The 25,698-nt window shown below is 51.4% G+C and carries 21 protein-coding genes; 19 read left to right on the forward strand and 2 right to left on the reverse strand.

Features of this window, described 5'->3' with window-relative positions; translation table 11 throughout:
• The first annotated feature begins 129 nt into the window (after positions 1–129).
• The 12 genes from DSCA_RS09745 (at position 130) to DSCA_RS09800 (ending at position 13,253) form a co-directional block, all read left to right on the forward strand.
• Entirely contained in the window at positions 130–1,383 is a 1,254-nt protein-coding gene (locus tag DSCA_RS09745; protein ID WP_155316252.1) for a thiolase family protein, read from the forward strand.
• A gap of 70 nt (positions 1,384–1,453) precedes the next feature.
• Positions 1,454–2,611, forward strand: a complete 1,158-nt coding sequence (locus DSCA_RS09750; RefSeq protein ID WP_155316253.1) for an acyl-CoA dehydrogenase family protein — start codon at positions 1,454–1,456, stop codon at positions 2,609–2,611.
• On the forward strand, positions 2,608–3,474 hold the full coding sequence (locus tag DSCA_RS09755) for a 3-hydroxyacyl-CoA dehydrogenase NAD-binding domain-containing protein (protein WP_155316254.1): 867 nt from the start codon (positions 2,608–2,610) through the stop codon (positions 3,472–3,474). Before DSCA_RS09750 ends, DSCA_RS09755 begins: the two co-directional genes overlap by 4 nt.
• Positions 3,475–3,501: 27 nt before the next feature.
• Complete coding sequence (locus DSCA_RS09760; protein ID WP_155316255.1) at positions 3,502–5,571, forward strand: (Fe-S)-binding protein; 2,070 nt, start codon at positions 3,502–3,504, stop codon at positions 5,569–5,571.
• 161 nt (positions 5,572–5,732) lie between these two features.
• A complete protein-coding gene (locus DSCA_RS09765) occupies positions 5,733–6,521 on the forward strand; it encodes an electron transfer flavoprotein subunit beta/FixA family protein (RefSeq protein WP_155316256.1) in 789 nt (262 codons plus the stop codon).
• The gene (locus DSCA_RS09770; protein ID WP_155316257.1) at positions 6,521–7,489 is read left to right on the forward strand and encodes an electron transfer flavoprotein subunit alpha/FixB family protein; all 969 of its coding nucleotides are present in this window, start codon (positions 6,521–6,523) and stop codon (positions 7,487–7,489) included. The genes DSCA_RS09765 and DSCA_RS09770 overlap by 1 nt, the downstream gene beginning before the upstream one ends.
• 338 nt (positions 7,490–7,827) lie before the next feature.
• Positions 7,828–9,201 carry an electron transport complex subunit RsxC gene (gene rsxC, locus DSCA_RS09775; protein ID WP_155316258.1) on the forward strand — a complete coding sequence of 458 codons (1,374 nt, stop codon included), beginning with the start codon at positions 7,828–7,830 and terminating at the stop codon, positions 9,199–9,201.
• Entirely contained in the window at positions 9,201–10,196 is a 996-nt protein-coding gene (locus DSCA_RS09780; RefSeq protein ID WP_231716431.1) for an RnfABCDGE type electron transport complex subunit D, read from the forward strand. Before rsxC ends, DSCA_RS09780 begins: the two co-directional genes overlap by 1 nt.
• An 85-nt stretch (positions 10,197–10,281) precedes the next feature.
• Positions 10,282–10,953 (forward strand): FMN-binding protein, encoded by a 672-nt coding sequence (locus DSCA_RS09785; protein ID WP_155316259.1) that lies wholly within the window; start codon positions 10,282–10,284, stop codon positions 10,951–10,953.
• The gene (gene rsxE / locus DSCA_RS09790; RefSeq protein ID WP_155316260.1) at positions 10,946–11,566 is read left to right on the forward strand and encodes an electron transport complex subunit RsxE; all 621 of its coding nucleotides are present in this window, start codon (positions 10,946–10,948) and stop codon (positions 11,564–11,566) included. The genes DSCA_RS09785 and rsxE overlap by 8 nt, the downstream gene beginning before the upstream one ends.
• On the forward strand, positions 11,563–12,354 hold the full coding sequence (locus DSCA_RS09795) for an electron transport complex protein RnfA (RefSeq protein WP_155316261.1): 792 nt from the start codon (positions 11,563–11,565) through the stop codon (positions 12,352–12,354). The genes rsxE and DSCA_RS09795 overlap by 4 nt, the downstream gene beginning before the upstream one ends.
• The gene (locus DSCA_RS09800; RefSeq protein ID WP_155316262.1) at positions 12,342–13,253 is read left to right on the forward strand and encodes an RnfABCDGE type electron transport complex subunit B; all 912 of its coding nucleotides are present in this window, start codon (positions 12,342–12,344) and stop codon (positions 13,251–13,253) included. Before DSCA_RS09795 ends, DSCA_RS09800 begins: the two co-directional genes overlap by 13 nt.
• 419 nt (positions 13,254–13,672) lie before the next feature.
• Here DSCA_RS09800 and amt read toward each other — a convergent pair whose 3' ends face one another.
• Complete coding sequence (gene amt, locus DSCA_RS09805; RefSeq protein WP_155316263.1) at positions 13,673–15,955, reverse strand: ammonium transporter; 2,283 nt, start codon at positions 15,953–15,955, stop codon at positions 13,673–13,675.
• Positions 15,956–16,731: 776 nt separating this feature from the next.
• Between amt and DSCA_RS09810 the strand changes: the two genes are divergently transcribed.
• The 7 genes from DSCA_RS09810 (at position 16,732) to DSCA_RS09840 (ending at position 23,850) form a co-directional block, all read left to right on the forward strand.
• On the forward strand, positions 16,732–17,178 hold the full coding sequence (locus DSCA_RS09810) for a hypothetical protein (protein ID WP_155316264.1): 447 nt from the start codon (positions 16,732–16,734) through the stop codon (positions 17,176–17,178).
• Positions 17,179–17,832: 654 nt separating this feature from the next.
• Positions 17,833–18,105, forward strand: a complete 273-nt coding sequence (locus DSCA_RS09815; RefSeq protein ID WP_197904769.1) for a DUF3862 domain-containing protein — start codon at positions 17,833–17,835, stop codon at positions 18,103–18,105.
• A gap of 1,391 nt (positions 18,106–19,496) precedes the next feature.
• Positions 19,497–19,700: a hypothetical protein gene (locus tag DSCA_RS09820; protein WP_155316265.1), complete on the forward strand. Its 204-nt coding sequence runs from the start codon at positions 19,497–19,499 to the stop codon at positions 19,698–19,700.
• A gap of 21 nt (positions 19,701–19,721) precedes the next feature.
• Positions 19,722–20,471: a radical SAM protein gene (locus tag DSCA_RS09825; RefSeq protein ID WP_155316266.1), complete on the forward strand. Its 750-nt coding sequence runs from the start codon at positions 19,722–19,724 to the stop codon at positions 20,469–20,471.
• Positions 20,472–21,167: 696 nt separating this feature from the next.
• Entirely contained in the window at positions 21,168–21,419 is a 252-nt protein-coding gene (locus DSCA_RS09830) for a hypothetical protein (RefSeq protein WP_155316267.1), read from the forward strand.
• Between the two features lie 576 nt (positions 21,420–21,995).
• On the forward strand, positions 21,996–23,060 hold the full coding sequence (locus DSCA_RS09835) for a glycosyltransferase family 4 protein (RefSeq protein WP_155316268.1): 1,065 nt from the start codon (positions 21,996–21,998) through the stop codon (positions 23,058–23,060).
• A 25-nt stretch (positions 23,061–23,085) separates the two neighbouring features.
• Positions 23,086–23,850 (forward strand): WecB/TagA/CpsF family glycosyltransferase, encoded by a 765-nt coding sequence (locus DSCA_RS09840; protein ID WP_155316269.1) that lies wholly within the window; start codon positions 23,086–23,088, stop codon positions 23,848–23,850.
• 38 nt (positions 23,851–23,888) lie between these two features.
• On the opposite strand, the gene DSCA_RS09845 is transcribed toward DSCA_RS09840, so the two are convergent.
• Positions 23,889–25,511, reverse strand: a complete 1,623-nt coding sequence (locus DSCA_RS09845; protein WP_155316270.1) for a hypothetical protein — start codon at positions 25,509–25,511, stop codon at positions 23,889–23,891.
• Positions 25,512–25,698 lie beyond the last annotated feature (187 nt).

Raw genomic sequence — 25,698 nt, forward strand, 5'->3', positions numbered from 1 at the left:
TTATATAATAACCCCCACATAACATTTCTATACAGCCCTTTCTTGACTAAAAATGAAAATATTCATCAAGTGGCGCGGATTCTGCTTCTTTAAATGATTTCTGTTAAACCTACCAACCAGGAGAAAATAATGAGAGATGTCGTCATTATCAGTACTTGCCGGACGGCCATCGGAGCCTTCGGCGGCACGTTAAAAAGCCTTAACGGACCTTTTCTGGCCAGCGTTGCCATGCAGGAGGCGATTCGACGCGCCGGTATCGATCCATCCATAATTGACGACGTTCGATTCGGCTGCTGCCTCGAGCACCATGACAATCTGAATGTGGCCCGTGTTGGAGCCCTCATGGCCGGTATTCCCAATACGGTCCCGGCCGTGACAATGAATCGGGCCTGCATTTCCGGAATGGAAGCCACCATCTCCGGCATGGCCATGATTCAGGCCGGCATGGCCGACGTAATTCTCGCGGGCGGTGTGGAGCATATGTCCGGTGCACCGTACACTGTTCCCGGTGCGCGCTGGGGTTGCCGTCTTCAGGATAATACCTTTGTGGATGCCATGATTCACGCGCTGCACGCCGGATCCCACCTGCTTCCGCTGGAAGCCGACGCCCCGGTGGACACGACCCAGGCGCCGGCCAGTCATTTTGTCGGAAAACCCTACATCATGGGCCACACCGCCGAGTTTGTCGCCCAGAAAATGGGTATCAGCCGGGAAGAGATGGACGAAGTGGCCCTGCGCAGCCAGAACAACGCCGAACGGGCAACCCTGGATGGCACCTTTGCCGACGAAATCGTTCCTGTACCGGTCCCCCGCCGCAAAAAGGAACCACTGATCTTCGACAAGGATGAACACTTCAGGCCGGGCCTGACAATGGATCAGTTGCGCGAGCTGCCACCCGCCTTCGTCCCGAAAACCGGAACCGTTACCGCCGGAAACGCCAGCGGCATCAACGACGGTGCCGCCGCCATGCTGCTCATGTCTGCCGATAAGGCCAAGGAACTGGGCCTTCCCCCGATGGCGAGAATTCACGCCACCGGCAAGGGAGCCTGCCATCCCGCCCTCATGGGTTTGTCACCGGTCCCGGCTGTCAATGACCTCACCGACCGAAGCGGCTTGAAAGTGGCCGATTTCGATCTGGTAGAAGTAAATGAAGCCTTCGCCGCGCAATATATCGGTTGCGAGCGTGATTTAGGGTTGAATCGCGAGATCACCAACGTCAACGGCTCTGGTATCGGGTTGGGCCATCCGGTCGGGGCCACCGGCTGCCGCATCATGGTTACCTTGATCCATGCAATGAAAAAAAGAGGAAACAGTTTAGGTCTTGCCACCTTGTGCGGCGGCGGGGGCGTCTCCATGGCCTGCGCACTGGAAATGATCACCTGATCATCGGGCAACGACGACGCATATTCGCGACAGCAATTTCAATCCATTCAACAGGAACCGGAGGAGAAATATGGACTTTGAACTCAGCCGAGAGCAGAAAGAGATCCAGAAAGCCGTTAGAGAATTTGTAAAGGGCGAATTTAAAAAGGAAATTATCGAGGAACTCGTTGAGAACCACGACTATCCCAAAGCAATTTGGAAAAAAGCGGCGGAGCTCGGTTTCATCGGCATACACTACCCGGAGAAGTATTCGGGAATGGGACTCGGATGCCTTGAGAACATCATCGTCGCCGAAGAGCTGGCCCGTGGAGACAGCACGGTCGGTACGTGCTTGCTCATTGCCGACTTCGCATCTGAAATCATTCTGCACCACGGCAGCGATGAACAAAAATCCAAGTGGCTTCCCAAGGTCGCCGAAGGCGAGTGTCTTTCCTGTGGCGCCTTCACGGAACCGGACCACGGGTCTGATATTACTACGGTCAACACCACCGCCATCAAGGACGGTAACGACTGGCTCATTAACGGAACCAAAATGTTTATTACCAACAGCGGCCCCCTGGCTGGCTTTTATTGCGTGCTGTGCCTGACGGACCCGGATGCCGCTCCTTCATACAGGGGGCTCAGCCTCATTCTCGTGGAAGCGGACAATCCGGGAGTCTCTACCCAGGACGTAGGAAAAAAGATGGGAATTACGATCTCCTACACCGCCGAGGTGATCTTTAAGGATGTCAGGGTCCCCCTGGACAATCTGATCGGCAAAGCGAACAAGGGGTTTTACCAATTGCTGGAATTTTTCGATGAAAGCCGCATCCTCGTTGCCGCCCAGGCGCTGGGTACGGCCCAGGGAGCCTTCGACAGGGCGCTTGACTACATCAAACAGCGGGAACAGTTCGGTAAGAAAATCGCTCAGTTTCAGGTCAACCAGCACAAGATCGCCGACATGGCCACAAAAATCGAATGTGCGCGGATGATCACTTACAAAGCCGCATGGAACTTCGATCAGGGTCGCATCGATCCCAAGTTGACCTCCATGGCCAAAATGTATGCCGCGCGTACGGCAGTGGAAGTTGCCGACGAGGCGATCCAGCTGATGGGTGGCTACGGCTACATGCAAGAATACGAGGTCGAGCGGTTTTATCGGGATGCCAAAATTACCGAAATTTATGAAGGAACCAAGGAGATTCAGAAGAACACCATCGCCGGCGCTATTCTGGGAAAGATGAAATGAAAGAAAAAAAAATGGACATCAAGAAAATATGCGTTTTAGGCGCAGGATTGATGGGGAATGGCATCGCACAGGTTTGTGCCCAAACCGGATATCAGGTAACCCTGCGGGACATCGAACAGCGTTTTGTCGACAACGGAATGCAGACGATAACAAAGAACCTCGCCCGGGATGTAAAAAAGGGTCGAAAAACCCAAGCGGAGATGGATGCCGTGCTGGGCAGGATCACACCGACGGTCGATCTTGAAACGGCCGCCGCGGACGCGGATATCGCAGTGGAAGTGATCGTCGAGGTGCTCGGCATCAAACAACGACTGTTCAGGGATCTGGAAGCGATTGTCCCGGATCGCTGCCTTTTTTTCACCAACACCTCCGGGATCAGCATCACCGAGATCGCCGCCTCGACCGCTCGGGCCAAAAAAGTCATCGGGACCCATTTCTTCAATCCGGTCCCGGTCATGCGTCTTCTCGAAATCATCAAGGGGCATGAAACCGACGACGAAACCCTCGCCACCGCAAAAGCGTGGGGCGAAACACTCGGCAAGGAGGTGATCATCGTCAACGAGGCGCCGGCGTTCACCGTTAACCGCATCCTTTGCCCAACCATCAATGAGGCTTTTTACGTTTTGGAGTCCGGAATCGCCAGTGCAGAGGATATCGACAAGGGAATGGTACTGGGATGCAATCATCCCATCGGCCCCCTTGCCCTCGCCGACATGGTCGGTCTCGACACCCTTCTGAAAGTCATGGACAATCTGCATGCCGAGTTGGGAGATAAATACCGACCGTCTCCCTTGCTCAGAAAAATGGTGCGTGCTGGCAATTTCGGCAGAAAAACAGGCAGAGGGGTTTATGAATACGATTAATTTTATTTGCAGAAGAGGACGATTCCTATGACACCTGTTTTACTGCCCCCGGCAAAATTAACTTTCTTGGGGATTCCGACGGTTATTCTTTCCATACTAATTCCGATCGTCGGGATGGTAGTCTTTGCCTACATCATGGCGCTTCGATCGGTCCCGTTGGTAAGGTCCGCGCCGGACAAACGCCTGGACCGGATTCCCGTCCGTCTCTTCAACGTGCTCAAGATCTGGCTGGGCCAGTACCGGCAGCCGCGGTACATGCTGGCCGGTGTGGTGCATATCGTCATCTTCGCCGGGTTTCTGATTCTCAGTGTCCGCTCCTGCTCGTTGGTGATCATCGGCATTAGCGAAAGCTTCGTCATGCCCGGCTTTGGCGGTGTTGTCGGCCACATATACAATTTTTTCAAGGACTACGCCGCCACCGTCGTGCTGATTGCCTGCGCCATCGCCGCCTGGCGGCGGGCCGTGGTGAAACCGGAACGGTACAAAGTGCCGGACAAGTATGGCAAGGATCACACGGCCGAGGCCCTCTTCGTGCTGGGCATGATTTCCACCTTGATGATCTCCGAAAGCCTTTTCGAGGCCAGCAGCGTGGCGGCCAATACCCAAGCCGGTCTGCATGCCGAGTTCTTGGCTCCGCTGAGCCTGGCCTGGCTGTTCAAGCAGTCCCTGCTGTCCACTTCCATCCAGGCGCTCCAGGCCATCCACATCATGGCCTATTACGTCCACGACCTGACCTTCTTCTTCTTTCTCTGCTTTTTGCCCCTGGGCAAGCATTTTCACGTGATCACCTCGCTTTTCAACGTTTTTTTCATGCGCATCGACCGGGGCAACATCAAGCCGGTACGCCACGGCATCAAGGATGATGAACTGGACGACCTGGAATCCTTCGGTGTCAAGAAGCTGGAAGACTTCACCTGGAAGCACATCCTGGATTTCTATTCGTGCGCCGACTGCGGCCGTTGCTCGGACAACTGCCCGGCCAATGCCGTGGGGCGGCCCCTGTCGCCACGCTTCATCTCCATCAAGGGGCGCGACCTGACCTTCAAGAACTACCCCATCTACCCCTACGGTGCGCCTATCAAAAAGAGCGAGGATCTGATCGGCACGACCTATGAGGAAGACGAGATCTGGTCCTGCACCACCTGCGGCGCCTGTGAGCAGGAGTGCCCCATCGGCATCGAATACATCGACAAGATCGTGGACCTGCGCCGTGGCATGGTCGATGAGGGCATGGTGCCCCAGAGCCTGCAAAAGCCCTTGAAGGCCCTTGAAAAACGTGGCAACCCCTGGGGTAAGATGGAGAAGAAACGGGCCGACTGGACCAAGGACCTGCCTGCCGATGTGCCCGTCAAGGACCTGGCCAAGAAAGACTCCGCCGAGGCCCTCTATTTCGTGGACAGCATCACCTCCTATGACGACCGGATGCAGGAGATTGGCCGAGCCACAGCCACCGTCCTGTCAAGGGCCGGTGCGGATTTCGGTATTTTGGGCAAGAAGGAGAAAGACAGCGGAAACGAAATTCGTCGGTTTGGTGAAGAAATGTTGTTCCAGACCATCAAGGAGACCAATACTGATGCCATTTTGAACAGTGGTGTCAAGCACATCATCACCGCCGACCCACATGCCTACAACGCCCTGAAGAATGACTACCAGGGGTTGCCGCCGGTGGAACACATCAGCCAGTTTATCGCCCGAAATGTGAAATCCGGCGCCATCCGGCTGAAAGGCGCCAACGGTGACGGCAAGGTCTATACTTATCACGATCCGTGTTACCTGGGACGTCATAACGATGTCTACGACGACCCGCGATCGGCCCTGGATGCCATTGCCGGGCTCAAGCGGGTGGAGATGGAGCGCTGCCGCGACCGGTCGTTCTGCTGCGGCGGCGGCGGCCTGATGCTGTTCTACGAACCGGAGGAAGAGCAGCGCATGGGCGTGCTGCGGGTGGAGATGGCCGCCAAGGCCGGCGCCAACGTGATCGTCACGGCCTGCCCCTTCTGCCTGGTCAACATGGAGGACGCCATCAAGGTGGCCGGCATGGAGAGCAAGATGGAGGCCATCGACCTTTCGGAATTGATTATCCAGCATATGGAGTAATTTAGTGGATATGATTTGTGGAGCGGTCTCACTTCAGAGAAGCTATATTTGGCAATAACCATCCTGGTTAAGGTTTTTTTTGCCATTGGCACCTCCGGCTCTGGAATGAGATCGCTCCTCCAATTTGCGATTCACTCCGAACATCAATAAGGAGAAAAGAGATGAAAATCTTAGTCTGTGTCAAGCGGGTACCCGATACCGCTGAAAACGAGATCGAGGTCAACGGCGACGGCAGCGATATCGAACGCGACGACCTGGTGTACTCGGTCAACGAGTGGGACAATTACGCCGTGGAAGAGGCCATCCAGATCCGCGACAACGTGGGCGGCAGCGTGACCGTGGTCACCGTGGGCGACGACGAGTCCGAAGAGGTGCTGCGCCGGGAGATGGCCATGGGCGCCGACAACGGCCTTTTGCTGAGTGATGACGCCTTCGACGGATCCGACGGCAAGGGCGTGGCCACCCTGCTCAAAGCAGCCGTTGAAAAAGGGAAATACGACCTGATCCTAACCGGTGCTCAGGCTGATGACGGGGCGGCCCAGGTGGGTGGCATGCTGGCGGCCATGCTGGACTATCCTTACGCGTCACTGGTCAATAAAATCGATGTGGATGGCGACAAGCTCAAGGTGGGCCGTGAAATCGAAGGCGGCAACCAGGAGATGAACGAGATTGCGCTGCCCTGCGTATTGTCCATCCAGACCGGTATCAACGAACCGCGCTACGTGGGTATCCGCGGCATCCGCAAGGTGGCCTCGGTGGAGATTCCACAGCACGGCGCCGCCGATCTGGGCGTGGACGCGGCCACTGTGGGCGCCGCCGGCGCCAAGGTCAAGCGCCTTGACTACTTCGTACCTGAAATGGGTGACGGCGCCGAGATGCTGGAAGGCAGCACCGAAGAGATCATTGCCAAGCTGATCGAACTCTTGAAGGCCAAAGGAGGGTTGAAATAATGGCTGATATCTATGCATACATCACACACAAAGGTGGCGTGGCCGACGATTCGGCCCTTGAAATGGTGGCTGCGGCCAGGAAAATCGATGCCGGCGCGGCCGTGACCGCCATCGTTACAGGGTCGGGCGCCGACGTTGACGCCGTTGCCGAAGACGTGGCCGGTTCTTATGCCAAGGTGCTCAAGTTTAACCTGGACGCCCTGGCCTACCCCAATGCAGAAGTCATCCGCAAACTGCTGGTCAACGTGCTTCCCGGCGACGCCATCGTGCTGGTTCCCCATGACACGTTCGGCATGGACCTGGCCCCCGGCCTGTCCATCAAGCTGGATTCGGCCTTCATTGCCGATGTGGTGGACATCGAGGGCGTGGACGGGACCGACCTGAAGGTGATTCGCCAGGAGTACAGCGGCATGGTCAGCACCCATGTGACCGCCGATATTTCGGCCGGGGCGGTCGTCAACGTGCGCCCCGGCGCCTTTGCCCCGGACGAGAGCAAGTCCGCCGGCGGCAGTGTGGAAGACAAGTCCGGTGATGCCGGGGACCTGACGGCCAAACGCACTTTCCTGGAAATAGTGGAAGCCGAGGTGGGCGACGTGGATATCACCAAGTCCGACGTACTGGTTTCCGTGGGCCGCGGCATCGAGGACGAAGACAACATCGAGGTGGCCGAAGAACTGGCCGAGGCCATGGGGGCCGTGGTCTCCTGTTCACGGCCCATCGTCGACGCCAAATGGCTTGAGAAGTCCCGTCAGGTGGGTACCTCCGGCCAGACGGTCAAGCCCAAGGTCTACATGGCCTGCGGCATCTCCGGCAGCTTCCAGCACATGGGCGGCATCAAGGGCTCGCCGTTCATCGTGGCCATCAACAAGAACGTCAAGGCACCCATCTTCCAAGTGGCCGACGTGGGTATCGAAGCCGACATCCTCGATTTCCTGCCTGAGCTGACCGAGGCTATCGAGGCCTTATAAGTAATCAATTGGAATTGATGCTGGTTATACGATTTGGGAGTTGGCAAGAAAACTCGGTATTGAAATCAATATTATCGAGCATCTTGAAAGAGTTCATAGAATGCCCAACCCGAATGAAATCTTTAAACTCTCAAAATTGATGCGTTCGTAAAAAGTCAAAACCGTTCCATTTTTGTCATTCCCGTGAAGACGGGAATCCTGTAGTTTCAATTGGTTATAGGTTTTCATCTTCGCGGGAATGACATGCCTGGCGACTTTTTACGAGTCTGTCAAAAGTGTTCGGTCCGAAAATTTTAAATCCTTTCAATACAAATTTTTGAACAATCGAAGGCAGGACCATGGCGCTGAAATCGACGGGCTATGACGGCAACGGCACCTTCGCCCATGGCGTCCATCCGCCGGACCACAAGGATCTGGCCAAGGACGCGTCTATCCGTGTGATGCCCACGCCGGACAAGGTGGTGCTTTCGTTGCACCAGAATATCGGTGGCCCCTGCGAACCGATGGTAAAAGCTCGCCAGACCGTTGGGTGGGGCGAGTTGATCGGCAAGGGCGCATCTTTTGTCTCCACTACTTTGCATGCATCCGTGCCCGGCGTCGTCCAGCGCCCCATGCGCATGACGCTGGCCAACGGCCGACACATGGACACCCTGCCCATCAAGACCGACGGCGAAATTCCCTCGGACCGGGACCTGTGGGAGGAAATCTACGGCGGCCATTGGCCGACCACTGGTCTGGAGGCCTACGATCCCGAGCTGATCAGCCGCGACATCAGTGCTGCCGGCCTGGTGGGCCTGGGCGGGGCGGCCTTTCCCACCCACGTGAAGATCACGCCCAGTGACAAGAAACCCATCCATACCCTGGTCGTCAACGGCTGCGAGTGCGAGCCCTACCTGACTTCGGACTACCGGCTGATGCTGGAAGCGTCGGCCCCCATCGTTACCGGAGCCCTGTTGGCAGCCCGCAGCGTGGGCGCCGAGCGCATCGTCATCGGCATCGAGGACAACAAAATCCCGGCCGTGGCGGCCATTCGCCAAGCGGCCGAGGGAACCGGTATTCAGATCGGCGTGGTCAAGACCAAATATCCCCAGGGCAGCGAGAAACATTTGATCCAGGCGCTGCTCAAGCGCCAGGTGCCCCTGGGGGGGTTGCCTGCCGATGTGGGCGTGGCCATGAGCAATGTGGCCACCATAGCGGCCGTGGCCCGGGCCGTGATCCACAATAAGCCTCTGACCCACCGGGTGATCAGCGTCACCGGCGGCGGGATCGTCAAGCCGTCCAATGTGCTGGCACCCATCGGAATTTCTTTCGGCGCCCTGATTGATTTTTGCGGTGGTTTGACGCCCAATGCCGCCCGTTTGGTGGCTGGTGGCCCCATGATGGGATTCGCCTTTTCCAACCCGGAGACGCCGGTCACCAAGGGGGCCGGGGGGCTCACCGTGATGTCGGAAGAAGAAGTTCGGGCCGGCGAGGAAAGTGCCTGTGTGCGCTGCGGCAAGTGCGTGGACGTATGCCCCATGAACCTGGTGCCCACCAAGATCGCTCTGGCATCCCGGTACCAAAACATCGGCTTGTCTCGTCGATACAACATCATGGCCTGCTTCGAGTGTGGGTCTTGTGCCTATACCTGTCCGGCCCACATTCCGCTGGTACAGCTGATCCGGGCCGGCAAGGCCCGGGTTACGGCTGAAAATCGGAGGGAGGGTGAATAATGGAGAAGTCGAACCCTATGCAGGAACCCAACTCCAATGAACCGGCCGCTCCGGTGATCCATGTTTCGCCGTCTCCCCATCTGGTGCAAACGGCGTCCAGTACCCGCCGGATGATGGTGGATGTGCTGATTGCCTTGGCGCCGGTGGTGGTCATGTCCCTGTATGTCTTTCGCGGCTATGCTCTTTTCCAATTGGCTGTCTGTACCGGCGGATGTCTGCTGGCGGAGCTGCTCTTCCTACGGATGCGGGACCGCCCGGCGACCATCAAAGACTGTTCAGCGCTGGTCACCGGGATCATCTTGACCATGTCCCTACCCGGAACGGCTCCCTGGTATGTGGGTGTGATCGCCGCCTTCGTTGCCATCGGCATCGGCAAGATCATTTTCGGTGGTCTGGGCATGAACCTATTCAACCCGGCAATGGTGGGACGGGCCTTTGTCATGATCTCCTTTGCCGGGGCGCTGGCTGCATCGGGATTCGAAGATACCCACAGCGCGGTGGATGCCGTCTCGCAGGCCACGCCCATGAACGCGTATAAGATGAACGGGGTGGTGACGGAGCTGGGAGCTCTTTTTTGGGGCACCACCAACGGCAGTCTGGGAGAGACCAGCGCCCTGGCCTGTATCGTCGGTGGGCTCTATCTGATCGTCCGACGGACGGCCTCGTGGGAGATCCCTACCGGCCTGCTGCTGGCGGTAGCGGTCATCGGCGGCCTGGCGCATCTGGCCGGCCCGGCCGACGGATGGACCGTGTTGCATCACCTTTTGGGCGGTAGCGTGCTTTTCGGAGCCTTTTTTATTGCCACGGATCCGGTCACCAGTCCCCTGACGCCCAAAGGCAAATTCATTTTTGGATTGGGTACCGGTATCTTGATCATGATTTTACGGCTTTTTTCCGGCTACCCGGAAGGGGTGATGTTTGCCGTGCTGCTCATGAACGCGATGACGCCCTTAATCAATAGATGGAGTGTTCCCACACCCTTTGGCGCGAATTAATTGGAAGCGTTAGCAGGACATCGTTGGAGCGGTTTCCAGCCGTGATTATTTACCGTTTTCGTTTTAAACGGAACAGGGATTGTCTATGTACACGGAGAAAAAATCAGTTGCTGCCAGACTGAAAGCCAGCAGCCTCGTCCAGGCTTGGCTGGTGCTGCTGTTGGCGGTCAGCTTCGGGGTCAGCCTGGCCGGCGTGCAGCTGGTGCTGGGGCCTGTCATCGAGGCCAATAAGATCAACGAAACCCTGGAAAAGGTTCCCGAGTTGGTTCTGGGCAGCGACCTGGCGGCCAAAATGACCGACCAGAACCAGAGCCTGGATATTGCCGTCCGCCGGGTCGCCGTGACCAAGACGGACCGGGACAAAGCTTACAGCGTTTACGAGGCGCGCTATCAGGGTGAACTGCGGGGTTGGGTGGTCAAGGCCAAAGGCCAGGGTTACGCCGGTGTCATCGAGATACTCGTAGGCCTTTCGCCGGGATTGAAAACCATTACCGGCGTATTCGTCCTCGACCAGAAGGAGACACCCGGTCTGGGCAACAAGATCATCACTACCGAGTGGCGCGGTCAATTCATCGGAGCACCGGCCGACCGATCCCTGATGGTCGTTAAGGGTGGTGCCGTGCAGCCTGGTGAGATCGATGCAGTGACCGGCGCCACCATCTCTTCCAAGAGTGTCGCCGCCATGATCAACGTGGCCGTCGCCGATCTGCGCAAACCGCTGGCCGAGATGGAGCAGAAGGGAGGCGACAATGGCTGACCAGCCCACCGCCGCCGAACGTTTCATTAACGGCATTTTACCGGAGAACCCGGTTTATCGCCAATTGTTGGGACTGTGCCCCACCTTGGCCGTGACCAACGGCCTGCAGGCCGCTGTCACCATGGCTGCGGCCGTGGGGTTCGTTTTGCTGTGCGCCAACGTGATCACCAGCCTGATCCGCAATTTGCTCAAACCTCACCTGCGCATCGTGGTATTTACGTTGACCATCGCGACCTTCGTGACCATTGCCGACCGGCTGCTGGCTGCCTATCTCTACCAGATGAGCAAAACCCTGGGACCCTATATCCCGCTGATCATCGTCAATTGCATCATCATCTGCCGCTGCGAGGTATGCGCCTCCAAGCAGTCCCCGTTTGCCGCTGCAGCCGACGCCGTGGGCCAGAGCCTGGGCTTCGGGCTGGCCCTGGCGAGCATCGCCGCCATTCGCGAGCTGCTGGGAACCGGGGCACTGTTCGGCCTGCGGGTCCTGCCGGAGGTCTGGCCTGACTGGGTCATCATGGTGCTGCCACCGGGGGCATTTCTCACGTTCGGTTTATTGCTGGGTGCGGTGAACTGGTTTACCGATAGAAAGAAAGGACAGGAGACCTCATGAACTACCTTATTGATATCCTGCTCATCGCTTTGGGTGCTGCCTTGATCAACAACTTCGTGCTTTACTACTTCGTGGGCATCTGCCCTTTCATCGGCGTCTCCCGGCGCGTGAGCATGGCCGTTGGCATGGGGGCGGCGGTGACCTTCGTAATTACCATCGCTGCATTCATCTCCTGGACGATCACCACTTTCGTGCTGATGCCCGGGGCCCCGTTGACCCGTCTGATAGCAGGGTTGTTTATGCCGGCCGAGGCTGCTTCCGGGGTGGATTTGACGATTCTATGCTACATTGTCTACATCTTTGCCATCAGCTCTTCGGTGCAGTTTGTGGAGATGTATGTGCGTCGGTTTTTCCCCCTGCTCTACAAAGCCTTTGGTGTATTTTTACCGCTGATTACCACCAACTGTGCGATTCTTTTCGCCTGTCTGACCATCATGAGCAATGTGGTGGGGGCCGAGAATCCGTCTGACCGCTGGGACCTGGGCCGGGCCCTGACCCTGGCCTTTTTCGGCGGGGTCGGATTCACCGTTGCCATTGTGATCATGGCGGGCATCCGCGAGGAGTTGGCGTTGTGCGACGTGCCCGAACCGTTCCGAGGAGCCGCCATCACCCTGGGCGTGGGCGGCATCCTGGCCATGGCCTTCATGGGATTTACCGGCGTGGACAAAGGGTTGAAGGATGCCCTGACTGAGAAACCAACCGTCTCGGAACAGCAATCCCTTTCGCGCAGTGCTGGACCGGCCGGGGACCATGGCGTAAGAGTTTTGGAGGAATCATGTCCTGGGTAATCGTCAGTCTGGCCGCGGCCACCATGCTGGCCATGGCCCTGGTGCTCTCGTTTGTTCTGGGCTGGGCCAACAGGGCGTTTCATGTCGAGGTGGACCCGCGGGTGGATTCGGCGATCGAGGTCCTGCCCGGCGCCAACTGCGGCGGGTGCGGGTACGTGGGCTGCGGCGAATATGCCGAAGCCGTCGTGGAAAACAACGTCCCGGTGAACCTGTGCACCGTAGGCGGCAAAAGCTGCACGGAAGCTCTGGCGGCGGTCATGGGCGTGGAAGCTGAGGTCAGCTATCCCTGGCGTCCGGTGGTGCACTGCGGCGCCCGCTACGCTGACCGCCTGGGACGGACTGTATATAAGGGTGAGCAGCGTTGCGGACCGGCCAACCTGGTCACCGATATCCAGGGATGCACTTACGGCTGCCTGGGTTTCGGGGACTGCACACGGGCCTGCGACTACGACGCCATCCACATTGAAGACGGTCTGGCCCGGGTGGACTACCGCGCGTGCGTGGGCTGCGGGGCCTGCGCTAAAGTCTGCCCCCGCAACATCATTACCATGGCGCCCTTCAAACAAGAACGCATGATGGTGGTGGAGTGCTCCAATCTGGATGCGGGCAAGGACGTCAAGGCGGTCTGCAAGGTGGGCTGCCTGGGGTGCAAGGCTTGCAAGCGCACCTCGGGCATGTTTGCAATCGTCAACAACCTTTCCACCATCAACTACGACAACTATACCCGGGAAAACTTAGAGAGCGGCCTGCTGGCCGCCAGGAAATGCCCCCGCAACCGGCTGGTCTTCGTCGGCGTTCCGTCGGAGCAGGATATTCTCGCCGTGGCCGAGGAGGATCTGCCCGACGTGATCGAACCGGATTTCAAAACCAGTGTGGACGACACGGAATGGCGTGGATAATTGCTGGTTTGGGTATCAGCATTGCTGTTTTTAGCTTGGTTTTCAGGAGGAAAAGGGCAACCTGAATTAACGCTATCACTCTTGAAGAAATTGAAAGACTTAACGGAGAAATCCTTATCGCATTGGCGGTTAAATTTGGACAATTCGAATGGATACTAATCTCCCCCAAAATAAGGTTTTTGAGACCGAATTGCATCTGTTTAAGTAATTATTTTGGGATCTTGAAACATTTTATTGCTTGAAAGGCTGGCTTTCTAAATGGGTTCATGCTCATAAAAAACGAAAATCCCGGCAAAATCATTTCCTCCAAAAATCGATTTTACAATTTTGGTAATCCGTGCATCCCTAAGAGATATTCACACAGTTTTTGGGCGGAAAGTAATTGCCGCCTTTCATTTACAATCGAGAAAATATAAAACTCAAGTCGTTGCAGAAAGAGAAGTTTTTGTTTTTTCAAACAGGTTTTCCAACTCTTCGAAAGAATCGTCGTTTTTCTGTGAAATCATCTTGACAGCATCCTTGACCTCATGGATCTGGTCCATCATCATGGATGCTGATCGGGATGTCGCTCCCACTACCTCGCTAACATTTTTGATACTTTCTTCCTGTTCCTGCACCGTCTTGAAGATCCTGTCATTGATCTGGCTCATCTGATCCACAGAATCAGCAATTGCTGTAATGCTGTCTAAGGCCATTGTTGAATTGCTCTGAATTTGGTCCACTCTGTCGGTGATATCTTCCGTAGCCCCGGTGCTCTTGGCAGCAAGCCCCTTGACATTATTGGCTACCACTACAAAACCTTTTCCGGCTTCTCCAGCCCGTACCGCTTCGATATTGGCATTTAAAGCCAGGATATTGGTTTGGGCTGCAATTTCCCGAATCTCCATGACGACATCACCGATTTCCTTGGCCGAAGCGCCCAGTCGGTCCACTACCGACTTACCGTTCGAAGAAGTTGAAACCGCTCTATCTACAATGGATGTTGCTTCTGTTGTATTTCGTGCCACATGGGACAGCGATTCAAGTAAAGCATTATTTTTTTCAACGATCTGACCAACGGCGGACACCATGGTCTGAGCCATTTCAGCGGAATCTTCCAGGTGGTGAGAAATTTTTTCGGTCTCTTGATTTACGTTGGCGATGTTGGCCTTAAGATAGGTATAGAAATTCTTAAGCTCTTTGTCTGCTGTATCCTGCTGTGTTTGAAGACTTGCCAAGGCCTTTTTGGACCGGCCTTGCTCATACTGGATTGTGTCAATCATCTGGTTGAAAAAATTTGCAATATCTCCCATTTCTGTACCGATTTCTACCTCGACCTTGACCCGGTCTGAAAAATCCTTGTTCCTTGTAGCATATTGCATGGATTCAGCTATATCAATGAGAGTTGAACGTGCACCATGTTCGGCAATATTGAGTCCTAATTTCTCATCCTCGATACTTACGCGCATACCTCCCATGTATTTGTCTACAATTTTAAGCAGAACATAAGCGGTGCCGAAAGACCATGTAAAACAGGCCGCAACCCCAATGCCTTGAATAAAGATCTGGTGCAAACGATCAACTTCACCCAAGTTTTCAGTTGTAATAAAAAAGCCAACGGCAATGGTTCCCCATGCGCCACACATTCCATGGACCGCAATGGCTCCAACAACATCGTCTATTTTAAGAACCCGCTCGATGAAACGGGTGCCGAAATAGACAACAATGCCTGCTCCGGTGCCGATTGCAGCAGCCCCCACGGTTTCCACGGCTGCACAACCGGCGGTGATACCAACAAGGCCCCCCAGTACGCCATTGGCGATCATTTCGCCTTCGGGTCGTTTGTACGGGCTATTGAGCCAACTCAGGATAGAGGCAGAGAAGCATCCGAAGCTGGCTGCCAGAAGCGTGTTCATGGCGATCCCAGCGATATCTGGGCTCACATCCAAGGTGGAGCCGCAATTAAAACCGAACCATCCGAAAAAGAGAATAAATGTGCCCAGGTAGGCAAGGGTCATATTATGGGGAGGGATGGTGTTTACAGTCCCATCTGCGTTGTATTTTTCATGTCGGGGACCAACGACAATACATCCTGCCAAGGCTACCCAGCCGCCTAAGGAATGGACTACGGTGGAACCAGCAAAATCGATAAACCCCAATTTTTCGAGCCATCCAGTGGCCGCATCCCCATGCAGCAGGCTACCCCATGCCCAATGGCCGAAAATCGGATAAATAAGGGTTGAAATCAGGGCTGAAATTACAAGATAGGATGCAAATTTGGTCCTACCGGCGATTGCGCCTGAGTCAATAGTAGCCGCCGTCCCCACGAATACGGCCTGAAATACAAAAAACACCACATTCCAGGGATCATCGAGTTTCATAACAAAATCGGTAAGGCCAATAAACCCATTGTCTGAAATCCCAAACATAAGACCGAATCCGACGATCCAGAAAAGAATAGAGGCCAGTACGAAGTCGGCTAAATTTTTAATGGCCACATTGATAGAGTTTTTTGCCGTGGCAAGACCTGATTCCACACACATAAAACCAGCCTGCATGATGAAAACTAGGGCAGCGGCCAAAAGTACCCACAAGTAGTTCATATGGGTTTGCAATTGCGCAATATCAGAAAGATGGGCAAGTTTGGCTTCGTCGCTTGCCAACACATCTGTAGTAAGCATAACGATGATAGTCACAATAAATGACACAGATCGGATTTTCATAGAATCCTATGCCTCCATGATTCTGCTAAACACAATCCTATATGTTGCCGAGCTAAATCAAGTTAAATCAATCATTGAGAATCGATATCGGTTGTTGTTATAAAAACTTAAGGGTGGTTTGGTGGTTTCCATGCTGCTTTTCTAAATTGACGTCTCCGACCGTGACAAACAGATCAATCAATTTACCAGATCGGAAGGTGAGATTCTCAACTAAGAGTTTCAGTTTGTTGAAATTTCCGCATAGGCAGTGCTAACAGTTTTGAGGTGAGACGTAGTCGATGGGAAGTTGGCAAGAAGTGATATTTGAATGGATAAACAAGTAATTTACCGCTAATCTGAAGAAAGGATAATTCATTTGGTCCGGTGAGAAAAATTCCACATTCACGCGCACTCCCCTGCCGCAAGCAGCGAGGTATCAAGACCTTAAAAGAATTTTATCGATTTAACGCCGCAGAGCGGTGGTGTATTAGACCCGCTGCTTCGCAATAAACGGGCAGCCTTTAACAGGCATTTCTGTCCCGTTAACAATTCGCCAGCAAGGTTTCCCGAAATTTTTTGGGAATGGTTTTTGCGACTTGTCAGCCATGTCTAAATTGGCTCTATGAAGGTTGCCGTCCTTGTCTTTACCCAATTGTTGTCATGATAGTTTACAAATCTTGTCATTTTTAATGGCACGGCAAAACTTGTGAACTCCTAACAGACCGTATTTATATGGACATGTTTTTACAATGGCACTATACTTGCATAAAATCCACGCAAACCAAAAGGAGGGCAAAGTGCGAAATACAACTGTTTGGGGCATCATTGTCATTGCCGTTTTCTTTTTATTGTCATCAGATGCGCTTGCAGGAACCTTAAGTTTCTCCTGGGGTGGCAGCCAGCAGACCGGAACTGCCCCCACTGTGGCCAAGGCAAATAAAAATGGTCCACCGGCGCACGCGCCCGCCTATGGATATCGTTCAAAGCATCAATACCACTATTATCCTTCTGCCTCGGTATATCATGACACCAGCAGAGGCTTATATTTTTACCTCAGTGGTTCGGGTTGGCAGATTGCGGCATCATTGCCCCAAGATTTGAAGGTGCGATTAGGAAATTCCGTTTCGATAGAGATGGAAACCGATAAACCCTACCTCTACAATGATCAACATAAGAAGCAGTATCCGCCCGAAAAAATAGAGAAAGGGAAAACGAAAAAAGAGAAAAAACGGGCTAAAAGTTAAAGTTTGGGACAGAACTTTATTCTCAGCGGATTCGTTTAGCCAATTGGCTTTTATGACAAAATATCCACAGGTAGGGCCACTATTGGCTCTGCCTCTTTATTTTTTGTAACTGGAATATTACCCGTTAAATTCAATCTTCAAGTTTGTTATAAGTGGCGCTTTTGATGATGCCGATTTCATTGTTAATTGAGGAGGCTGCTATTGTGGTGTTTCGAGGTTAATGCTTTGAATAAATACCTTATGATATTTCTGGTTTTTCTTTTTTTGGGTTGTAGCGATAAGCAAAAATGGCCCGTTTTCGATAAACCATTTAGTAATGCTGTCAAAAAATCCCGGCCGGCTACCATTGATAAATGCGAGTTCCTAAATGGTCAACTTCGTATAAAAGGAAGCTGCGGAGATGAGGGTGAGGTTCTGCTAGTGTTGCCAACGACAAAGGGTGATAACAGGATCATTGGATCACCAAAATGCAGCCAGGGCAGATACGAAGTGATTACCTCTACCTTTGGAAGACCTCCGTGCGGCGTAGCCGTGGAATACGGTGGAGATAAGAGTGTAAAATCCCGGGTAAAAGGCGCTGACATTTACTGTCCTTAACACCCCCTTGAGCAGTACTCCAGCGGGATTGATAAATAAGGATTAACTGGAGATCAAATGATTGCAAATATATCGAAAAAGATGATTTTAGTGATTTGCGTCGCATGCCTTCTATTTCTGACTGGCTGTAGTAAATTAACTCCAGATAACTATGACCAGCTGAAAATAGGCATGAATTACGATGACGTCGTTTCAATATTAGGGAATGCTGACGAATGCGACGGAGCCATTGGCGTAAAAAATTGTGTGGGGGGTGATGAAAAAAAACACATCAAGATCAGCTTCGCAGGTGACAAAGTAATGGTTTTTTTTGGTAGTGGCCTTAAATAAAGGTCAACCCGTTTCAGATTTCACCTCTCATCCCATGGCAGAATCCTACTTCAATTTTAAGCCTCGCAATTTGACATAGCGCCAGCTACAGGACTTTTAAATAATTTGTAACTATCTGAATTTTTTTACTATCCAGAAAAACCTTCGAAATATTCAAAAATGACGTTCAGTTTTAATGGTTCCACAAGCACATTCTGTTATAAGGTGCTACCTTTTTGAATTACAGCTTAGCCTTTCGGGGATGATGGTCTCTTTTTTCGACTGGTTCCCATGGCCAACTCGCCTTCCGTTAATAGTTTTCTACTTACCGGAGTGTTACCCATTCTTTCTAAGATCGTATTGTCATGAATTGGAAATTAGGACAGATGTGACAATCCGTGCAAATAACCATGGTAGGTGCGACGACACCATATGGAACGGACTGGTATAAACCGGCTGGTTTTTTGGACTCGTTCAAGAACACGATTTGGTATTATCAGCAACTGACTGATATTCCGGAAACAGAAATACTTATATGGGGTTGTATTTTTGTGTCGATTTTCCTTGACATCGTCTGAAATGCCTGTTGGGTTATGAAGTGTTGGTTTCCTTATTTTTAATGAGCTCACAAGTTCATTTCGCTATTCATAGTTGATTTTATAAATGGCCTTCCAGAAGATTTGGGGACGCTCAGGCGAATAGTCCTTTCTTTGCTTTAAGTGCTCACCGACCAGAAGGTGCTGCGACAAGGACTTTGGTATCGTTGGGATTATCTCAACCAATCACAATTTCCAGGGTCCTGAATTTTTGGTAATATTCCGTAGATTCGGTTAGAAATGCATATAGTCTATATTGGATTTTTCTAATCCAACTGACCCAAAGTGATTATCCACTTTAAGAATGGAATCCGGTTTTCATCATATTTTCACACTCCTTTGAAAATTCATATTGCTGAGCTCTTCTCTTTCGTCTTCTTAACGCTGGACTTCCACTAACGAATTTTCTTACGAAAGGAGGAATTCGTTATGTATTTTTCATTTAAACCAACAGCTTACTATTTGCTACTGTATATTTATACGACCATGCTCATTGTCGTGAAACCGCTTCTTCCGACATCCGCAAATGAAGCCCACGTCATTGATCCACCCCTCACCAGAAATAACGACTCCATAGTCACGGGTCGTCCCCTTTCTATCGCATCCCCCCATGGACCGCTATCTTTTTATTTCATTTTCATGTAAATGAGCCAATGATTTTTTTATGGCCTGGAAGTTGCCTTGATGGGCAACTATCGAAAACTTTCGGCCACATTTCTTCAAGACGCTGCCCCAGATGAAGGGCATGGACGGAAACGGATTGTTTTTCAAACTGACCGGAAATAAGGACAGATACAGAAACGAAAGGAGGAAGCCATGAATCATGGAATTTGCCACATCTGTGGGACACTATTCAAGCCCTTTGCCAGTAACTGCTCGGTTTTCGGATTTGAAGGCCTTCCCGATTGCATTGACTGGATGCCGGATGAAAGGAACTTTTCGGAGGGCACGAGCGACTCCTTCACCCAAGAGCAATGGGATCAGGATCTGGACGAAGTAGCTCTCTCTAATCGTAATTGACAATAGTACACGATAACCACCATGATTCGTGACATCCACCAAGCGTACACAAACGTTTATGATACGATGAAATGGCTGCTTCCCGATGACATCGGGGAAGCTGTTTTCACGAGAAAGTCGTTGTTGGATCGTATCATGGGCAATCCCCAAGGGCATTGGGCCTATTCTCGGACCAAACTTTATACCCACCATATGTCGCCAGGATGCACTCTGTGCGGCCAAGGGCGATGGTCTTGCCTCTTCATCAATGGCATTTGCAATGCAAACTGTTTTTATTGTCCCACCGCTCAGAACGATCCCGGGAAGCCCATGACCAATACGATTATATTCGATGATCCCCACGATTACGCGGATTATATATCCCGTTATCATGTAAAGGGGGTTGGTTTCAGCGGAGGGGAACCTCTTATTACTTTCGATCGCCTTCTCGCCTATCTGGAAGCCCTCAAGACACGGGTAGATCGGCCAGTGTATACGTGGCTGTATACCAACGGGATTTTGGCAAATCGGGAGAGACTCAAAGCATTGTGCGATGGTGGACTGGATGAAATCCGTTTTGATTTGAGCGCCAATGGCTATCGCCTGGAGCCACTGGAGCAGGCGCTACATGTGATTCCGCGGGTTACCGTCGAAATTCCGGCGATTCCTGAGGATGTTTCCACGGTTAAAGAATTGATGATTGATCTGGAGCGACTCGGGGTTGACCATCTGAACCTTCACCAGATACGTTGTACCCCCTATAACGTCAACCATCTAATAGACAGGGGATAAACATTTGTCCGCGGCCCTGCGGTTACCGTCCTGGAGAGCGAACTGACCGCCTTGACCTTGATCCAATACGCCCTTGAACGGCCCATTGCACTGGCCATCAATTATTGTTCGTTTGCCTTTCGCCACCAATTTCAAGGGATGGGCGCCAGGAAACGATGTGCCAGGGAGATCAAGGCCGGACATGAAGATATCACCCCCACAGGGTATATCCGACATATGCAAATAGTCGGCACCGAAAAAAATATCACTGATGTCTGCAACCTCACATCCCATGCAGTTGACAGTTCAATGTATAATATCTCTGCTAAAAAAGTGAGACTCTCTTTTACTTCTGAATTATGGCCTTTGACTCAAGTTTGACAGTTGTTTTTTAAATATCCATTCATTTCAAGGTGCTACAAGGCACAAAAAAGTTCTTGGCACTACCTTTTAAAATTTCAGGAGCGGCTTACGCGTCCTGTATCGTCGGCGGCATTGCACCCCCAACTGCCTGGAAGACCTTGCTGCATACGCCCTGCTCTGGCTTCTGATCGAAAGTCGCCTGCCATCTTCTGTGATGATTACGCCTTTCAGCGCTTTCAAGTCCTGCTTGATTTCAGCCCAGTTTCGGCAGTGGTTTTCATACGCGGCCGAACATGATGATGATAACCAAGGAGAGGGCCGGATGCTGCCCTGCGAAGAGGACGCCTGGTCAGGTTGGACAACACTAAAAACAGTATTTTTCTTATAATAACCGACTGGCACCATGAACGCATTGTTTTAAACGACTATGCAGAAATTCGTGTACAAATTGCATTCGTTCATCGCGACAGATCAGATGCCTTTGGACCTCATGAAAGTTCGGACTGGTGCATAGATGAGGTGATTGTTGAAACACCCTGCGGGCGGGACCGCTCCTCTACCAAGGTTGAAATCTCCCCGCCGTCAGGCTACTATGGAAGCATCTAGGACTTCGATCTGATGATCCTCATTAAACCATGGGAAGGATGTTCGGTGGCCGAGATGAGAGCCACTTTTAATGGCAGTGATGTCTCTGCGTTTCTGGAGGGCTGTTGTATCGATGGGACATTAGCCATAGGCGGCGAGACATTAAGGTGTCCTTCAACCAGCAGTTACCTTTACCCCGGTTATCATACATTCAGCGTTGACTTGGAATTGAACGACGGTTCCATTGTGAATGACACCGTAAGATGGCATATTCTCTCTGACACTGAGCCCTAACAAAAGGGTTGGCCTGTTCAATCAGCGCTTTAGTTCTTTTTTTTAAGGGTGTTGTATTCAGCGCTTATCGATTTGGCCACGGACAAAGGCAAGGTCGTAAAGGGCCCTGCCTTTGAAATATGACAGGCGGCGCAAGTCAAGGGCGGTCTCAGACCTCGCTTAACGAATCAGGGCAGGGCTTTCCTCTATGCAAGATGGCCAATCTTTTAGGGTTCAACATTTATAATTTTTATAAAAATCCCATCTTTTATTGGGGGTGTGAGTTCCATCCGTTTTGAACACAAAAAAACAGAGGCCCAACAGATGGTCAGCCATAAAATAATTATGCTGGGTGCAAGTCTGGATCAAAATGGAGGAATCGCAACAGTTGAAAAACTGATCTTGGAATTCATTCCCTCCGGGATTCAAGTCCATCACATCGCCAGTCATGACGAAGGTAGCATCTGCCACCGATTGTCTGTATTTGGAAGATCCTGGCTTGCGTTGTTATGGCAACTGCTCAACCAAAAAACAGATATTGTCCATATTCATATGTCAGATGGCGGGAGTCTCATTCGAAAATCGATTTTATCCCTGACAAGTTTCCCGTTTCGAAAACCCGTGATAATACACGCTCATGGTGCAGAATTTCATGCGACTTATGCAAAGCTTCCAAAATGGGTTAAAAAACTGGCCTGCATTATTTTTCGTCGGTGCAACTACTTTCTGGTTCTTTCGAAAACCTGGAAAAATTATTATGAAGCAGCATTGAATCTTCGCGAAGATCAGGTAATCGTCCTGCCGAATCCCGTTGAATTGCCATCTCAAGTCCCTCAACGCATGGATCGAGGAGTAGTTCGTTTAGCATTTATCGGACGGATTGGTTGCCGTAAAGGGACCTTTGACCTAATTAAAGCATTTGCAAACCTGTCGTTGAACATTCGCCGGCGGGCAGAACTGCTAATTGCCGGGGATGGAGAAATTGAGCAAGCCGGCAAGTTGGCTAAGAAGTTAAATGTTGACCAATCCGTAAAGCTACTCGGATGGATTTCATCAGAAACGCGGGATCATCTGTTTTCAGAAATTGACGTCTTTATTCTGCCTTCCTATAATGAAGGTTTACCCATGGCAATTCTTGAAGCGATGGGATGGGGCCTGCCTGTAATTGTCACGCCGGTGGGGGGAATTCCGGAACTGATTCGATCCGGTGAGAACGGGTTGATGGTACCCCCGGGTGACGTCGGACAACTCAGCGATGCTATCCAGCGTCTTATCCGTAACGAGGCATTAAGACGATCTCTCGGAAGTGCCGCTCGAACATCGGTAATGTCCTATGACATCAAAAAGTACTGCGGCAGCCTGTCAAAGATATACCATGAACTTTCATAATACGTATAGGAGCTTAAGGGGCAGAATGAGAATCAAAATTGCTGATGTGGGCATCGACACCTGCAGCTTCGAAAAAGTCGTTGAGCGAATCACTGAGCATCTATTATTAAAAAAACAACCCGAATACGTCGTAACGCCCAATGCGCAGCACATCGTTTTATTACAAAAAGACGCGGCATTTTATCAGATCTACCGCCAGGCCTTTTTAGTCGTTCCTGATGGCGTTCCCCTTTTATGGTCAGCGAAACTATTGGGAACGCCCCTGCAGGGTCGGGTCAATGGAACGGACCTGTTTGAGCGATTATGCCAGGTCAGTGCTGAAAAAGGCTTCAGGGTGTTCCTGCTGGGAGGTCGACCTGGCGCCGCAAAAGCTGCTGCCAGATTGCTTCAAAGCAGAAATCCTGATCTGGAGATCGTCGGTACCCATTGCCCCCCTTATGGATTCGAAAATTCCCAGGAAGAATTGCGCCTGATCAATTCTAAAATTAAAACGCTTGATCCCGATATCCTGTTTGTTGGCTTAGGCGCCCCGAAACAGGAAAAATGGATCTACAGCAACTGTCAAGAGATTGGCGTGCCCATCTCCATCGGTATTGGCGTAAGCTTTGAACTCGTGTCCGGCATGGTGAAAAGAGCCCCAAAGCCAATGCAACAACTTGGCCTCGAATGGCTTTTCCGGTTGTTTATGGAACCGCGTCGATTGTGGAAACGCTATGTTTTGGGAAATACGATCTTTTTATGGCTTGTCATCAAGCAGCGGTTTAGGATGTTTCCCCCCCCCATGCAATAATTTTCCAACGTCACACCCACTGGTCCGGATGCGTAGCGTTAGCCGTCTACGACCAGTAGGTTGCTTGGCGGATTCAATGCTGCGTTGACCCTGAAGGAGATCCGAATGCCTGTGTGCAGTCTGTTTATATAATTGGTTTTCAATTGAATGGTGCCATTGGTCATGTCCATTGCCGGCAGAGCGTTTTCGCTTGTTTTTTCAAACAACTCATTGACAAAATATGCGGTTTCGATTTGTTTTCCGGAAGGCAGCTGTACCGTCCCATCCAAACTACGAAAAACAATATACAGTTCATTGTTTAACGGATTAAGGGAAGAAATCACATCGGCTGACGCAAAGCTGTAAATACTCTTGTATTCTTCCCCATTCCACCGTCGCTCGTCTGTGGAAGAAGGAGCGTTAAAATCCGGCACATCCACCCCTGCAATATTGTCCCAGTTGGGAATAGCACGAAGAAGCTGCAGGTCATTCGTGTAAATTCGATTCTCCTGGTGCTCCAGGTCCACGCCATCTTCGCCGTACCAGCCAAACCAGGCCCCATTGAGTCCGGCAGTTCCGCAAGCATCCAGATGTTGATCAAAGTGCTGATCCTTGTTATAATTATCTTTTCTGTCAGAAAGGGTATTATTGAAGGCATATACATCGTCCAGTGAAATTTTGTTGGCCGGTATGTATGCTCCGGTGGGGTTCATCGGATCAACATAGGCGGGTTCGTTCGTTCCGGGTACCACTCCATTTGGCGCCTGTGATTGAAAACCGCCTTTCTCATAATAATAGTGGTCTAATCTCAAAGTATTATCGGCGTACCATACCGACTTGGTTTTCAAGACTGAAGACTGGGTCGGATTCCAGATATTGGCAAAGATGGCGGTGGGTTCTTGCTGCCCGGTAAAGTCGGTATTACGTGCGTATTTTGTAATCGTTGAAACTAAATCAAGCTGACCGTCACTCCAACTCGCATATGTCCCTTCTCCACCGTAATTATCATTATATATCTGGGCTGTTGTGTTATATACGAAGTCATCTATAAATAGCCCCTGGTGGGTTTCCCAAGGGAAACTGTCTATTACGATCGATACGATTTGCCGAACAACTTTTCTGCTTTTCCAATTAGCGGTCAAATTGCATGCGAACCAACGATCATCCTCAAGTGGCCAATATGTATCAAATTTGGATTCTATATCTTCCATCGTAAGATTATGGTGGGTCAATCCGCTTAGGTCACCAATGGCAGCCGCATAGGACGTGATAATCTCAAAATCTGGCTCCTCAATCTTGTAGAAGCGTTTGTTTGTTCTCTCAATTCCATGCAAAGCCGCTAGCGGATTCAAAGTCGACCCTTCGAACCATCGATACGAAATGTATAAAACGCCAGTTGCTTTTTCTTTATATATTCTAAAAGGAGCTCCCCTTACGTTATAGTTTTTGATTAGTTTTATATTTTCATAAAGAGAATCTTCGATTTTTGCTTCCGAAACAAAAGCGTAACCCATTGCATATGCATGTTTGGTTGCGCTCACGGATGTTCTGAAATTGTGCAGATTGTGGTTTTGGCCCAGAGAAGAATATTGGCCTGCAAGACCGCTCTGTGTAAAAAAGCTTAAACTTAGAATAATTACAGGTACTTTTAGTAGTTCTTTTAATAAAAACATCTTCTTCATTATGGCTGACCTCAAGGTTGTAGTTTGTAGGATCAACTTTGCTATATTTGTGCCAACACCATGAACGCATGTGGTAAACATAGAAAAAATCATAGAAATTATATTGAATATGACACAAATCCAGTGCTTTTCGACAGATACCAGCTTCTTTTTCTTCCGCATAGAAAGTGACCCCCCTGTGAATAAC

This window comes from Desulfosarcina alkanivorans (assembly GCF_009688945.1).
GTDB lineage: Bacteria > Desulfobacterota > Desulfobacteria > Desulfobacterales > Desulfosarcinaceae > Desulfosarcina > Desulfosarcina alkanivorans.